Source organism: Azospirillum agricola (genome assembly GCF_017876095.1).
In the GTDB taxonomy this organism is placed as follows: domain Bacteria; phylum Pseudomonadota; class Alphaproteobacteria; order Azospirillales; family Azospirillaceae; genus Azospirillum; species Azospirillum agricola.
Map to the genome: position 1 here is coordinate 21,933 of NZ_JAGINM010000040.1, position 14,078 is coordinate 36,010.

Here is a 14,078-nt window from a genome sequence, read left to right on the forward strand (position 1 = left end):
CTTGGCCGTTGCACCGCAGCGCACCATATGGGAACCCTGGCGGCAACGCGGCCGCCGGCCGGGGCCGGCGTTGGGTTGGGCGTTGGGTTTGGACTGCGCGGACAGAGACCGTTCTCGATGATCTCCATGAAGATGACGACCGCCCTGGCGCTGCTGGGCATCCTTGCGGCGACGGCGAACGCCGCGCGGGCGCAGGAGGACACCCAGCCCAAGTTCGGTCCGGACACGGTGCCGATCACCCGTGCCGCCGAGTATGTCCGCACCGCCCTGGCGCCGGACTATTGGGCGCTGTCGCCCTTCTACGTGCCGCAGGCGACGGGCGCCGCCTGCTCGCTGGCCAGCGTGACGATGATGCTGAACGCGCTGCGCGGCGTGCCGGATCTGGCCTCGGAGCGGCTCGTCACCCAGAAGCAGCTTCTCGACGCCGTCGGCGACGACCGCTGGCGCGAGGCGGTGGGCGAGAACGGCGAGGGCGTCTCCTTCACCGAACTGGAGCTGTATGTCCGCCGCAGCCTGGACGCCTACGGCCTGACCGCCGCCGAGGTCGAGGTCTTCCGCCCGCGCGACGCCTCGCCCGAGACGCTGGCCGAGCTGCGCCACATCCTGACCGAGAACGAGGAGAGCGCCGGCGACATCATCATCCTGGCCTACGACCAGGGCACGCTGACCGGCGAGCCCGGCTTCGGCCACATCGCCCCGCTCGGCGCCTACGACGCGGCGAGCCGGCGGGTGCTGGTGATGGATCCCGACCGGAGCTGGTACGTGCCCTACTGGTCGAGCGACGTGAAGCTGCTGGAGGCCATGCTGAAGCCCGACCGCGCCGACCCGGAGGGCAGCGGCCTGATCCGCGTCCGCACCCGCCGGGTCTCCGGCTGAGGCCGTTCCCCTATTTGATCTCCTGGCTGCTCAGATCCGACGGGTTCTGCGAGCGGGTCGGCTCGTTGTCCTGGTCGGGCTCGCTCGCCAGCCAGTTCGGGCGCGGCACCGGGTTGCCATTCAGGTCGGGCGGCGCGCGGCGCACGGCGGCCAGCGCCTGCTGAAGCTCGGCGCTCTGGGTGTCGGCGTTGGTCGCCGGGTTCGGCGGACGGGTGCCGTGGGGGTCGGGCTGCGGTTCCTGGCTCTTCAGGATGTTGGGATCCTGGGCCAGCGCGTCCTTGGTGGCGGCGTCCTCGGCCGCGGCGCCAAAGGCCAGCAGGCCCGACAGGAAAAGGGCGACGATGGTGATGCGCATCGGCGGGGTGCCTCGTTCGGAACAGGGGGCGGGCGGGAACGTCGGAAAGACGGCGCTCCGAAGGAAACAACAGGGCGCGGGCACCAACGCTCCCGCCCGGCGTTGTAACGGGAACCGGATCCCTCCGCTCCGGCCCGTCCCTTCCGGAGCACGCCGATGCCCCGCACCACTCCGCCGCCCGATCCCAACCTCTCCGGCTCCGCCCTGCCCGGCGGATCGCCGGACCGCGGCCAGCGCCGCAACGTCGGCGTCGTCGTCGAACGGCGCCGCGTGGACAATCCCTGGGTCGAGGCGTCCTGGCAGCCGACCGCGCTCATCCCGCCCAGTCCCGACCGGACGGACTGGAGCCTGATCGACGAAGGTCCCGGCTGGGCCCGCTACTACGCCGGCGCCGCCGAGATCGCGCTGTTCCCCAGCGAGGCGGAGAACTACAAGCACAACCTCGACAGCGGCCGGCCGACCGCCTACGTCATCCTGCGGCCGGGCGGCGGGCCGCTGGGCGTCCGACTGCTGGCGGTCACCGTCGATCCCGGTGAGATCGACACCCATTCCGAGGCGGGCGACGACCTGATCGAGCCGCTGCCGCTGCCGTCGGCGCTGGCGCTGTGGATGGACGGCTTCGTCGCGCGGCACTTCGTCGACCGCCCCTTCCACAAGCGCAAGCGCGACCGCGCCGACACCGAGGCGCTGGCCCGCCGCAAGCCGGAGCGCGGCGATGGCTGAGAAGCCGGGTACCGATGGGGAGGGCTTTCTCGGCCGCTGGTCGCGGCTGAAGCGGACCGCCAAGGCGGAACCGGAGCCGATGGAGCTTGCCGAACCGATGCCGCCCGCGCCGGTTCCGCAGGACGCCCTCGAAGCGCCGCCGGCCGCCCGGCCGGTTTCGGACCCGGCCCTGCCGGAGATGCCGCCAGATCTGCCACCGGATCTGCCGCCGGTGGAGAGCCTGGACGCCGGCAGCGACTACACCGCCTTTCTGAAACGGGAGGTCCCGGCCGATCTGCGCCGCCTCGCCCTGCGCAAGGCCTGGACGAGCGACCCGGCCATCGCCGCCTTCCGGGGCTTCGGCGAGTATGACTGGGACTGCAACGCCCCCGGCTACGGCGCGCTGCGCCCGACCGACGACGTCAAGAGCCTGCTCGCCGCCATCTTTCCCGATCCGGAGCCGGACGCGGAGGCAAAGACGGAAGCATCCACCCCGAAAATCTCCCCCTCTCCCCCTCGGGGAGAGGGTGGGGGCGAGGGGGACGCGGCGCAGGGGATTCCGGTCACCGCCGAAGCCCCGCCGGACAGGGCCGGTCCCGAAGCCCCCGCTCATTCCGAAATATCCGCCACGCATCCCCCTCACCCCGACCCTCTCCCCGGAGGGGAGAGGGGGTAGGAGGCGGGAGGGACGGGGGCGGCAGAAGACTCCGCCGCCGCTACACGCAGCGCCCGCCATCGACCTCCAGGCAGACGCCGGTCAGGAAATCCGCCTCGTCGGAGCACAGGTAGAGCGCCGCGTTGGCGATGTCGCGCGGGGTGGACAGCCGGCCGAGCGGGATCGAGGCCAGGAACTGGGCGCGGCGCTCCGGCGTGTCGTTGCCCATGAAGCGGTGCAGCATCCCGGTCTCGCCGGCCACCGGGGCGATGGCGCAGACCCGCACCTTGTCGGGGGCGAGTTCCACCGCCATCGACTGGGTCAGCGTCAGCACCGCTCCCTTGGAACCGTTGTACCAGGTCAGGTTCGGGCGTGGCCGGATGCCGGCGGTCGAACCGATGTTCAGGATCACCCCTCCGCCCTGGGCGCGGAAGACCGGCACCGCGTGGATGGCGCTGTGATAGATCGACTTCACGTTGACGGCGTAGATGCGGTCGAAGGTCGCCTCGTCGACGTCCAGCATCGAGCCGTAGCGGTGGGTGTAGCCGGCGTTGTTGATCAGGATGTCGAGCCGGCCGAAGGCACCGACGGCGGCCGAGACGATCGCCTCGTAATCCTCGCCGACCGCGACGTCGGCGCGCACCGCCAAAGCGGTTTCCCCGATGGAATCGGCGACCCGGCCCGCCGCGGCCTCGTCCAGGTCGGCGACGATGACGCGGGCGCCCTCTTCGGCGAAACGCCGCGCGATCCCCTCGCCGAATCCCGATCCGCCGCCGGTGACGACGGCAACCTTGCCCGACAGACGCATGAAATGGTTCTCCCCCGGAAACGACCCGCTGGGCGGACCGATTGTTGGAAACACCACGCATCATAGCGCGAAGCTGCCCGGTGGGGCAGCCGCCATCGTCGCATTCGATCTGGGGGAAGTGGAAATTCCGCAGAGGGAAAGGAAAATGGCGCGAGTGACGGGACTTGAACCCGCGGCCTCCGGCGTGACAGGCCGGCGCTCTAACCAACTGAGCTACACCCGCGCTTTGGCTCCCGGTGCTGGACTCGAACCAGCGACAAGCGGATTAACAGTCCGCTGCTCTACCAACTGAGCTAACCGGGAACGTTGGGAGGCGCTTTATAGGGCTGCTGGCGGCGGGCTGGCAAGCACAAAATCGCAGGCTCGCGATTTTTTTCCGGAGGCCCCTGAGAAGGCGCCCGCCGCCGCCCCGCTCCGGCACCGTTGCCGCTGTGACAAGCGCCTCGATGCACGCTCCGGTTGACGGATGCGGCGTCGCGGACCTTGACAGACGGGGCGGCTTGCGGCTTCTTCTGCGCCACCCCAGCCATTGACATGTGCAAGGCCCGATGTCCGAGGTCGTTCCCTTCGCCGCCGCCCGCGAGGCGCTGCTCGCTCGCCTGACCGAACAGCTTCCCCCCTCGGCCGAATGGGCCGGCCGCCTGATGCTGATGCCCGACGGCCAGCGGGTGGAGCCGATGCCGGCAGCCGACGCCGTGGCCTCGCTGCGCGCCTTCCGCGCCGGGCTGGGCGAGGCGATCGGCCCCGCCGCCTGCTCGGTCGGCGGCGTCTGGGTGTCGCGCGAGGATTGCCTGGACTGGGACGGGCTGCTGGCGCCGCTGGCGGTCGCCGCCGCCTATGTGGTCGGGCGCACGCAGTCGGCCGGCGGCTTCGCCGCCGAGCTGTTCCGCTGCAAGTCGGCGCTGGCCGGCTGGGGCGTGCGCGGCCTGCGCGGCGACGCCGCGGTGGCGCGGGCCGCCGGCTATGCCGTGGTCTCGGTCAGCCGCCGCCCGGACGACCAGGAGATCAGCCTGGACCGCGTGATGGACACCTTCGCCTTCGCCATGCGCAGCCTGGGCGAGCCGACCGTGACCACCGCCGACCTCGACCGCCGCCTGGTCCGCCGCGCCGTCCCACTGCGGCGCTGAGCCACCCGGCCCTTTTGGAATTCACAGGCGCGCCCGTCCGGCGCGCCTTTCTTTTGGCCTTATTGTAGGCATTTATTCCGTTAATAAAAACAGCGGAAATCGCCGCGCACGCCGATCCGACGCACGGTTCATATTAACCATTATGGACGTTTTTCCCCGTTCAGCCGGAGGTGAAAGGGGCACGCGCAGAGCTCCGGCACCGGCGCCGACGATCCTCACCGGCACTCTCGCTCCGCCCGACGCATCGCCGACGCCGTCCGAGGACGCAGCGGCCACCACCGCCTACCGGCAATCCCCGACAGGTCCTTCCACCGCAAGCGGCAATCCCGATCGTCTCTGGCAGTCACGTCCGTCGTTCCTTCAAGTCATCTGAAACAAGGGTCGGCCGGAAGTTGGCGAACCGGAAAAGAGGTTCCTGCGGTCTTTTGGGAAAACCTTGGACATGGACCGGAGCATCCGGCCGACACGAAGGTGATACGCTCTCTCCGACTTGCTCCTGCGCAGCAAGGCTGTGCACAAAAAGAGACAGGGCGACGGTCGCGATTCAGGCCTCCGCCCTGTCGAACAGAGCCATCCTGTGGCAATCCTGCGCCAGGGAAGCGGAGAAAAGCGGGTCACATCTTTGCCACAGGACACCAGACATTTTAACCAAATTCCGCAATATCTCGTTAACGAATTCGGGCCACCGTTGGCGTCAACGCAATCGGACAAGGATTATTTTCCATGGCCAGCACCAGCTCGACCACCAGCGCCCGCAGCATCGTCGTCAACGCCTACGGGCAGTCCGGCGACAGCATCGCCCCGCATTTCCGCCTGCTGGTCGACGGCAAGGAGTTCGGGCAGGCCACCGCCTCGTCGGCCACGTCGAAGGCCTACGGCTTCACCGCCGACCTCGACACCAGCGTCGGCCACACCATCCAGGTCGTCTACGACAACGACGCGGTGAACAGCCAGTACCGCGACCTCTACGTCCAGTCGGTCGTCGTCGACGGCACCACCATGCTGCCGGCGAGCGCCACCTACGAGCGCCAGGACAGCGGCGGAGCCGGCACGGTCCTGGCCGGGCAGTCGGGGATGTGGTGGGACGGCGCCCTGACCTTCAAGACCGAGGCGACCGCCCAGGCGGGGGCCGGCACCAGCGCCGGCACGGGCGGCAGCGGCAGCGCCGACGCCACCACCATCACCGTCAACGCCCAGGGCACCGCGGCCGGCGGCGTCGACGCCCACTTCAAGGTGCTGGTGGATGGCTCGGTGATCGGCGAGGGCACGGCGACGGCCAGCGCGAAGGACTACAGCTTCACCACCTCGGTGACCGCCGACACCGCGCACAAGGTGCAGATCCAGTACGACAACGACGCCGTCGTCAACGGCCAGGACCGCAACCTGACGGTCAACTCGGTGACGGTGAACGGCCACACCCACGCCGCCACCGACAGCACGGTGACCTACGACAAGGGCGCGCTCGACGGCAAGGACGTGGTCGCCGGCCAGTCCGGCCTGTGGTGGAACGGCACGCTGGTGGTCGACGCCGACAAGTCCCATTTCACCGCCGGCTCCACCACCGTCGACAATGGCGGCAACACGGGGGGCGGCAACACGGGGGGCGGCACCACGACGACGCCCCCCTCCACCCCGACGATCTCGGTCGGCGACGCCACGGTGAAGGAGCCCGCCGGCGGCGCCACGACGACCACGACCATCGCCGACGGCTATCTCCACACCGAGGGCAGCCAGATCATCGACAGCGCCGGCAACGCCGTGAAGCTGACCGGCGTCAACTGGTTCGGCGCCGAGGGCTACGCCTTCGTGCCGCAGGGGCTGTGGGAGGACAGCTACCAGACCATGATGGACCAGATGAAGGATCTGGGCTTCAACACCATCCGCCTGCCCTGGTCGGACGCCATGCTCGACAACGGCGGCCAGACGCCGACCGGCATCGACTACAGCCTGAACCCCGACCTGAAGGGTCTCAACTCTCTTGAAGTCTTCGACAAGATCGTCGATTACGCCGACCGGATCGGCCTGAAGATCATCCTCGACCACCACCGTTCCGACGACGGCGCCTCGGCCAACGAGAACGGGCTGTGGTACACCGACGCCCACCCGGAATCGACGATGATCGCCAACTCGACGATGCTGGCCGAGCGCTATTCCGACAACCCGTCGGTCATCGGCATGGACCTGCACAACGAGCCGCACGGGCAGGCCACCTGGGGCGACGGCAACCTCGCCACCGACTGGGCGGCGGCGGCCGAGCGCATCGGCAACGCCATCCAGCAGGTCAACCCGAACCTGCTGCTGATCGTCGAGGGCGTCGAGAACTCGTCGGAAGGCACCTACTGGTGGGGTGGCAACCTCGACGGGGTGAAGACCAACCCGGTGGAGTTCAACGTCGACAACCAGCTCGTCTACTCGGTGCACGACTACCCGCCGTCGATGGCCGGTTTCGGCTGGTTCTCCGACTCCAGCTTCCCCGACAACATGCCGGCGGTGTGGAACGACGCCTGGGGCTACATCGTGCAGAACGACATCGCCCCCGTGCTGGTCGGCGAGTTCGGCACCAAGCTGGCGACCAGCCAGGACACCCAGTGGCTGAACGCCATCACCGACTACATGAACGGCGACTGGAACGGCGACGGCAAGAACGACCTCGCGGCCGGGGAGCAGGGGGTGAGCTGGACCTACTGGGCCTGGAGCCCCGGCTCGGGCGACACCGGCGGCATCCTCAACGACGACTACACCGTCAACAGCGCCAAGGTGAACATCATCAAGGAGGCGATGTATGCCGGCTCGACCACCGGCACCGGCACGGCCGACGCCGTCTTCACCGTCAAGCTGAACGAGGCCGCGACCGACACGGTGACGGTGAAGTACGCGACCGCCGACGGCACCGCCAAGGCCGGCTCCGACTACACGGCCACCAACGGCACGCTGACCTTCGCGCCGGGCGAGACCGAGAAGACGGTGACCGTCAAGGTGCTGAGCGACGGCGCCGCCGAGGGCGGCGAGAACTTCAGCCTGGTGCTCTCCAACGCCGCGAAGGCGACGCTGGCCGACGCGACGGGCACCGGCACGATCACCGACTCGTCCGCCACCGCCAGCGCGGCGGCCACCGCCACGGCGGCCTCGCTGACCACGGCCACGGCGGCCACCGACGCGGCCACCGACGTCTGGGCCCACACGGTGACGACGGCCTCGGCCGACACGGCGGCGAGCGACGCCACCGCCACGGCGACGGACGCCGCGGACGGCGCCAGCGCGGCCGACGCCGCCCTGGCGGCCTCGGCCGACGCCCTGCACACCGCCGACTGGTACGCGCTGCACCACGCCGCCTGACCGGAGCGGAACGGGTGCGGGGGTGGGGCGGCCGTTCGGCCGCCCCTTCGCCGTGTCCGCGCCTTACACCAGATCCGTCTCCGCCCCGGCCGGGATCAGCCCGTCGCGGATGGCGAAGCCGTAGCGGCCCTCCTCCAGCGCGGTGACGTCGTAATGCAGCGCCTTGTCGACGCTGTTGTCGGCGTTGAAGGTCAGCACGCGCGGCTTCAGCGCGGCGATCTCGGTCGGCTGGCAGTACCAGGAGGCGGCGACGATCACCTCGTCGCCCGGCTGGCAGCTCCGCGCCGCCGAGCCGTTCAGCACGCAGGCGCGCGACCCGCGCTCGCCGTAGATCACGTAGGTGCTGATGCGGGTGCCGGAGTTCTTGTTCCAGATCTCGACGAACTCCAGCGGGACGATGCCCACCGCCTCGCAGTGCTCTGGATCCAGCGTGATGGAGCCCTGGTAGTTCAGATTGGCGTCCGTCACCCGCAGACAATGAAGCTTGGCCCGCACCACCTTGATCATCGACGTCTCCCCCGATCCGTCCGTTCAAAACTGGGGTCCGTTTGTACGCTGTGTGATGGAAAGGGCAAGCAAAGTCTGTGTGCGGCGCAACGAACGGACCCGCCTGTTGCCGGGACGGAAATCGCCCACCCGCCGGAGGGGCCGTGCTAGAGTGCCCCTCGATTAGAGTGGCAAGCGAACAATCCAAACCTCTCGCGACATGACCGTGCCCCTTTCCGATCCCTTCGCCATGCCGGGCCTGCCGTCGGACGCCGACGCCGAGAGCGCCTGGATCGACGTGATCCGGAAGATGGACGAGACCTACGCCAACCTCGTGGCGCAGCAGGTCGAACTGGAGCGCAAGAACGCCGAGCTGGAGGAGGCCCAGGCCTTCATCGCCAGCGTGCTCGGCTCGATGACCGACGTGCTGATCGCCTGCGACCGCGACGGCCGCATCGAGCAGAGCAACCCCGCCGCCGAGCGCGCGCTCGGCCACCCCGGCCACGACCTCGCCGGCCGGCCGCTGCGCGACTTCCTCGATCCCGGCTCGCACGCCGCCTTCGCCCGGCTCTGCGCGGCGGCCCTCCAGCGCGAGGGCGGCGCCGACGTCGAGCTGAGCCTGCGCGGCCCGACCGGTCCCTTCCCCGTCTCGGTCAACAGCACGGTGCGCTACGACCAGCGCGGCCACGCCATCGGGCTGGTGCTGGTCGGCCGCCCGATCGGCGAGTTGCGCCGCGCCTACCGCGACCTCGCAGCCGCGCACGAGGGGCTGAAGCAGACCCAGCAGCAGCTCGTCCATTCGGAGAAGATGGCCTCGCTCGGCCGTCTCGTCGCCGGGGTGGCGCACGAGCTGAACAACCCGATCTCCTTCGTCTACGGCAACGCCCACGCGCTGCGCCGCTACGTCGAGCGGCTGACCGCCTATCTCGACAAGGTGCATGAGGGGGCGGCGCCGGACGCGCTGGCCGCCCTGCGCAAGGAGCTGCGGATCGACCGCGCCCGCGCCGACAGCCCGGCGACGCTCGACGGCATGCTGGAGGGGACCGAGCGGGTGCGCGACATCGTCGCCGAGCTGCGCCGCTTCTCCTCGGAGCAGAAGCACGCCGCCGAGCGCTTCGACCTCACCGCCCTGCTGCGCTCGGCAGTCACCTGGGTCGCCAAGGCGCAGACCCCCGACCTGGCCGTCCTCTTCGACCTGCCCGACGCGCTCGACATCGCCGGCCATCCGGGGCACCTGCATCAGGTCGCCATGAACCTCGTCCAGAACGCCATCGACGCGATGGCCGGCGCCCCGCGGCGGCGGCTGGAGCTGCACGCGCGCACCGATGGCGGCCCGGCTGGACTGGGGATGGTCACCGTCACCGTCCGCGACACCGGCCCCGGCATCCCGCCCGATCTGCTGGGCCGGGTGTTCGACCCCTTCTTCACCACCAAGCCGGTCGGCAAGGGCACCGGACTGGGACTGTCGATCAGCTACCAGCTCGTCAAGGACCAGGGCGGCACGCTGACCGCCGCCAACCACCCGGACGGCGGCGCCGTCTTCACCCTGACCCTGCCGGCGGCCGGTCCCGCCCGCCGCGACGGACTTCCCACGGGAGGGGATGGATGAGAGACCGCCCGCTGTCGGTGCTGTGGCTGCAATCGGGTGGCTGCGGCGGCTGCACCATGTCGCTGCTCTGCGCCGAATCACCCGACCTGCCGACCCTGCTGGAGACCGCCGGCATCCGCCTGCTCTGGCACCCCAGCCTGTCGGAGGAGACCGGCCCCGAGGTCACCGCCCTGTTCGACCGCATCCTGGCCGGCGACGAGCCTCTCGACGTGCTGTGCGTCGAGGGCTCGCTTCTGCGCGGCCCCAACGGCACCGGGCGCTTCCATGTGCTGGCCGGCACCGGCCGCCCGACCATCGACTGGGTACGCGAACTGGCCGCCATGGCCGGGCAGGTCGTCGCCGTCGGCACCTGCGCCGCTTATGGCGGCATCACCGCGGCGGGGGAGAACATCACCGACGCCTGCGGCCTTCAGTATGAGGGGACACGGCGCGGCGGGGCGCTGGGCGGCGAGTTCCGTTCCCGCTCCGGCCTGCCCGTGATCAACGTCGCCGGCTGCCCGACCCACCCGAACTGGGTGACGGAGACGCTGATGCTGCTGGCCGACGACGCGCTGGCGGCGGCGGACCTGGACGGCCACCAGCGCCCGCGCTTCTACGCCGACCACCTCGTCCACCACGGCTGCCCGCGCAACGAGTATTACGAATACAAGGCCAGCGCCGAGAAACCGTCGGACCTCGGCTGCCTGATGGAGCATATGGGCTGCCTCGGCACCCAGGCGCACGCCGACTGCAACACGCGGCTGTGGAACGGCGAAGGGTCCTGCACGCGCGGCGGCTACGCCTGCATCAACTGCACGGCGCCCGGCTTCGAGGAGCCCGGCCACCCCTTCCTGGAGACGCCGAAATTCGCCGGCATCCCCATCGGCCTGCCGACCGACATGCCCAAGGCGTGGTTCGTGGCGCTGGCCTCGCTCGCCAAGGCGGCGACGCCGGAACGGGTGCGCCGCAACGCCGCCGCCGACCGCATCGTCGTGCCGCCCTCGGTGCGCGGCACCGGCAAGACCAGCAAGGGCTGACCCCCGTGACCGCAGAACCGTCCCCGCCGCCAACCGGCCAGCCCGGCCGCCGCCTGATCGTCGGCCCCTTCAACCGCGTCGAGGGCGACCTGGAGGTGCGGCTGGAAATCGGGGACGGCGCCGTCGCCGCCGCCTACGTGAACTCCCCGCTGTTCCGCGGCTTCGAGCGCATTCTGGAGGGGCGCGCCCCGCTCGACGCGCTGGTGGTGGCACCGCGCATCTGCGGCATCTGCTCGGTCTCGCAGTCGCACGCGGCGGCGCTGGCGCTGGCCGGGGCGATGGGGCTGGAGGTGCCGCGCAACGGGCTGCTGGCGACCAACCTGATGACGGCGACCGAGAACATCGCCGACCATCTGACCCATTTCCACCTGTTCTTCATGCCCGACTTCGCCCGCCCGGCCTACGCCGGCCGGCCGTGGTTCGAGCGGGCCGAGGCACGCTTCAAGGCGGCGCAGGGGACCAGCGTCCGCCGCGCGCTGGCGGCGCGCACCGAACTGTTCCACATCCTCGGGCTGATGGGCGGCAAGTGGCCGCACAGCCTGACCATCCAGCCGGGCGGCGTCACCCGCGCGCTGGACGGGCGCGACCGGGTGCGGCTGCTCGCCATCGTCGGCGCCTTCCGCCGCTTCCTGGAGACCAGCCTGTTCGGCGCACCGCTCGACGCCGTGCTCGCCCTGGAGACGGCGGAGGATCTCGACCGCTGGCGCCGCGCCGGACCGGAGAGCGACTTCCGCCTGTTCCTGGAGATCGCCGACGATCTGGCGCTGTCCGGGCTCGGCCGCGCCTACGACCGTTTCCTCAGCCACGGCGCCTACCCGCTGCCGGATGGCGGCCATCTGTACCGGCGCGGAACTTTTGCCGACGGCCGGGAGGCGTCCTACGACCCCGCCGACGTGACCGAGCACCACCGCTTCAGCCGCATGGCCGGCCAGGACCGCCCGCACCCGCCCTTTTCCGGATCGACCGTGCCGGATGGCGCCGACGAGGAGGGGTACAGCTGGTGCAAGGCGCCGCGCCTCGCCGGCCTGCCCTACGAGACCGGAGCGGTCGCCCGTCAGCTCATCGACGGCCACCCGCTGGTCCGCGCCCTGGTCGTCGCCGACGGCGCCAACGTGCTGAGCCGCGTCGTCGCCCGCCTGCTGGAGATCGCCCGCACCGCCCGCGCGATGGAGGGTTGGCTGCGCAACCTCGATCCCGCCGGCCCCTGGTGCGCGCAAGGACAGATGCCGGACCGCGCCCAGGCGGTCGGACTGACCGAGGCGGCGCGCGGCGCGCTCGGCCACTGGCTGCGGGTGGAGCAGGGGCGGATCGCCGGTTACCAGATCATTGCCCCGACGACCTGGAATTTTTCCCCGCGCGACCTCGACGGCGTGCCGGGACCGCTGGAACGTGCGCTGGTCGGCGCCCCGGTGCGGCCGGAAGAGGTCTCACCGCTGTCCGTCCAGCACATCCTGCGCTCCTTCGATCCCTGCATGGTCTGTACCGTGCACTGAAAAATCACGGAAGGAAATCAATTCACTAACTGATGCCGTTCGGAATTTTCTCGGAATTCATTCGGCAGCGCAAGGGGAGCGCTACGGCCGGCGCCCCCTTTCCGTTCACGGCCCGAGCATGCCCCTGCCCCGCGCGCTTTCGGTCAGCCGCCCTGCCCAACCTCCCTCACGACATTGCCGAAAGCACCCTTACCGCATGCCCTGGTGGTCCGACCTCATCACCCGAATCAGCCTGCGCGGCGCCATGGACTGGTGGGCCGTGCTGTGGACGGTCGGTGGCGCCCTGATCGCCGGGCACCGGCTCGACCGCCACATCCTCCGTCAGCGTGCCGTACCGCCCTGGTACCGGACCGACATGGGCGCTTGGGCTGGGCTGGCCGCAGGCGCCCTGCTGGTGCTCGTCGGGTGGAGCCTGTAGCCCGCTCCCCCTCGAACATCTCCCTCCGCCGCTCACCCACCTGTTCGAACTTCTTCGTCAGCCGCTCCATCGCCCGTTCGAAACCGACCTCACTGAGCAACCCACGATCCCGGTCGTTGCTGGCCCGCCGCGCCTCCGCTTGAAGGTCGCGCTCCGTCTTGTCGAACTTCCGGCCCCAGGCCGCGAATCCCTCCTGCACATCCTACGGCTTCACCTTGATGCCGACCGACGACAGCGCCGCCTGCGGGACCGAGTAGGGGCGGCCAGACCAATCCCGCGCCCCGGTGATGGCGTTGCCGATCCGGTCCCAGTACCAGCTTCCAGGGATCCAGGCGGCGGACGGGATCCACGACTTGTAGGCGTGGGCGGCGCCTTTGCCGATTCGCTCGCCGACGGTGTCGGTCAGCTTGTTGCTGATGTCCTGGCCGGTGAAGGCGGAGCGGTTGAGCAGCAGCTCCGCGGCGATCATCAGGGGCCCGCCCGGCTGCATCCAGCCCGGCAGCGGCACCACCGATTGCCCCTGGCCCGTGTCGAATACGTCGCCAGCCGGTATCCACCGCCGAACGTCGAGGAACACCAGGTTGCCGTGCTGGTCGTGGGTGGGCAGCCGCATCATGCGCGGGATGCCGGTCCAAGCCCAACCCTGCTCATTCTCGCGCAGCGAGCGGCGCTCCTCGCCCTCGTCGCCACCGTCGATGGCGTAGGCCAAGGCGTTCAGCGCGTACATCATCGTGAAGTACTTCGCCATCTTCCACGGCCGCGCCATCAGCGTCCGGGTTATCATCGGCGCGGCCCGGTAGGTGTAGGAGATGAAGGGCAAGGCGTAGCGCTTGGCCGCGTTCACCCAAGGCGCGCGGATGTCGTAGTCGAGGAAGGTATCCTTGGCTTCCAACGCCGCCTGCTCGGGCGAGACGCCCTGATCGCGCCGCCGCACGTAGAGCGCCATGCGGAACACCTCGTCCTCCATCTGGTAGGCGCTCATCATCTTCCGGTCGGTCGCCTTCACGCCGCCCCACAGGGTGTCGGCCAGTTTGCCGGCGGTGCCGAAACGCGCCTCCAGCGCGCCCTTGCCGGCCTGCCCCTGCCGCTCGATCTCCTCTAGCCCGGATCATTCATGAGCGCTCTGACCGGGCCGACGGGGGCGCGTCAATGGGTGGCGCCAGGAGCGCGACATGACGGGGTTGGAGGGTTGCGGGG

At 70.1% G+C, this 14,078-nt stretch carries 13 protein-coding genes and 2 tRNA genes; 9 read left to right on the forward strand and 6 right to left on the reverse strand.

All coding sequences use genetic code 11. The features are described 5' to 3' along the window. Positions 1-126 precede the first annotated feature (126 nt). Positions 127-876, forward strand: coding sequence for a phytochelatin synthase family protein (locus J2847_RS32380; RefSeq protein ID WP_233474941.1), 750 nt, complete (start codon positions 127-129; stop codon positions 874-876). A 10-nt stretch (positions 877-886) separates the two neighbouring features. Here the strand turns inward: J2847_RS32380 and J2847_RS32385 are convergent, their stop codons facing one another. Beyond that, on the reverse strand, positions 887-1,231 hold the full coding sequence (locus tag J2847_RS32385) for a hypothetical protein (RefSeq protein WP_209782852.1): 345 nt from the start codon (positions 1,229-1,231) through the stop codon (positions 887-889). Between the two features lie 156 nt (positions 1,232-1,387). On the opposite strand from J2847_RS32385, the gene J2847_RS32390 reads away from it, so the two are divergent. Together J2847_RS32390 and J2847_RS34435 are read left to right on the forward strand one after the other, a co-directional pair. After that, positions 1,388-1,954 (forward strand): DUF3305 domain-containing protein, encoded by a 567-nt coding sequence (locus J2847_RS32390; protein WP_209782853.1) that lies wholly within the window; start codon positions 1,388-1,390, stop codon positions 1,952-1,954. Beyond that, positions 1,947-2,609, forward strand: a complete 663-nt coding sequence (locus J2847_RS34435) for a DUF3306 domain-containing protein (RefSeq protein WP_233474942.1) — start codon at positions 1,947-1,949, stop codon at positions 2,607-2,609. The genes J2847_RS32390 and J2847_RS34435 overlap by 8 nt, the downstream gene beginning before the upstream one ends. 40 nt (positions 2,610-2,649) lie before the next feature. Here J2847_RS34435 and J2847_RS32400 read toward each other — a convergent pair whose 3' ends face one another. The 3 genes from J2847_RS32400 to J2847_RS32410 form a co-directional block, all read right to left on the reverse strand. Next, positions 2,650-3,396, reverse strand: coding sequence for an SDR family oxidoreductase (locus J2847_RS32400; RefSeq protein WP_209782854.1), 747 nt, complete (start codon positions 3,394-3,396; stop codon positions 2,650-2,652). Between the two features lie 146 nt (positions 3,397-3,542). After that, positions 3,543-3,619 (reverse strand) — tRNA-Asp (locus tag J2847_RS32405). A 4-nt stretch (positions 3,620-3,623) separates the two neighbouring features. Further along, a tRNA-Asn gene (locus tag J2847_RS32410) sits at positions 3,624-3,699 on the reverse strand. Between the two features lie 245 nt (positions 3,700-3,944). Between J2847_RS32410 and J2847_RS32415 the strand changes: the two genes are divergently transcribed. After that, positions 3,945-4,523: a hypothetical protein gene (locus tag J2847_RS32415; RefSeq protein WP_209782855.1), complete on the forward strand. Its 579-nt coding sequence runs from the start codon at positions 3,945-3,947 to the stop codon at positions 4,521-4,523. Positions 4,524-5,246: 723 nt separating this feature from the next. Continuing rightward, positions 5,247-7,859: a cellulase family glycosylhydrolase gene (locus J2847_RS32420; protein ID WP_233474943.1), complete on the forward strand. Its 2,613-nt coding sequence runs from the start codon at positions 5,247-5,249 to the stop codon at positions 7,857-7,859. Positions 7,860-7,922: 63 nt separating this feature from the next. Here the strand turns inward: J2847_RS32420 and panD are convergent, their stop codons facing one another. Next, entirely contained in the window at positions 7,923-8,366 is a 444-nt protein-coding gene (gene panD / locus J2847_RS32425; RefSeq protein ID WP_209782856.1) for an aspartate 1-decarboxylase, read from the reverse strand. 199 nt (positions 8,367-8,565) lie between these two features. Here panD and J2847_RS32430 point away from each other — a divergent pair, with 199 nt between their 5' ends. The 4 genes from J2847_RS32430 to J2847_RS32445 all read left to right on the forward strand — a co-directional run bounded on the left by J2847_RS32430 (position 8,566) and on the right by J2847_RS32445 (position 12,881). Then, positions 8,566-9,954 (forward strand): PAS domain-containing sensor histidine kinase, encoded by a 1,389-nt coding sequence (locus tag J2847_RS32430; RefSeq protein ID WP_209782857.1) that lies wholly within the window; start codon positions 8,566-8,568, stop codon positions 9,952-9,954. Beyond that, positions 9,951-10,970, forward strand: coding sequence for an NADH-quinone oxidoreductase subunit B family protein (locus tag J2847_RS32435; RefSeq protein ID WP_209782858.1), 1,020 nt, complete (start codon positions 9,951-9,953; stop codon positions 10,968-10,970). Before J2847_RS32430 ends, J2847_RS32435 begins: the two co-directional genes overlap by 4 nt. Positions 10,971-10,975: 5 nt before the next feature. After that, positions 10,976-12,463: a nickel-dependent hydrogenase large subunit gene (locus J2847_RS32440; RefSeq protein ID WP_325169531.1), complete on the forward strand. Its 1,488-nt coding sequence runs from the start codon at positions 10,976-10,978 to the stop codon at positions 12,461-12,463. Positions 12,464-12,659: 196 nt separating this feature from the next. Continuing rightward, complete coding sequence (locus tag J2847_RS32445) at positions 12,660-12,881, forward strand: hypothetical protein (protein WP_209782859.1); 222 nt, start codon at positions 12,660-12,662, stop codon at positions 12,879-12,881. A 202-nt stretch (positions 12,882-13,083) separates the two neighbouring features. Here J2847_RS32445 and J2847_RS32450 read toward each other — a convergent pair whose 3' ends face one another. Next, positions 13,084-13,887, reverse strand: coding sequence for a hypothetical protein (locus J2847_RS32450; RefSeq protein WP_209782860.1), 804 nt, complete (start codon positions 13,885-13,887; stop codon positions 13,084-13,086). Between the last annotated feature and the right edge of the window lie 191 nt (positions 13,888-14,078).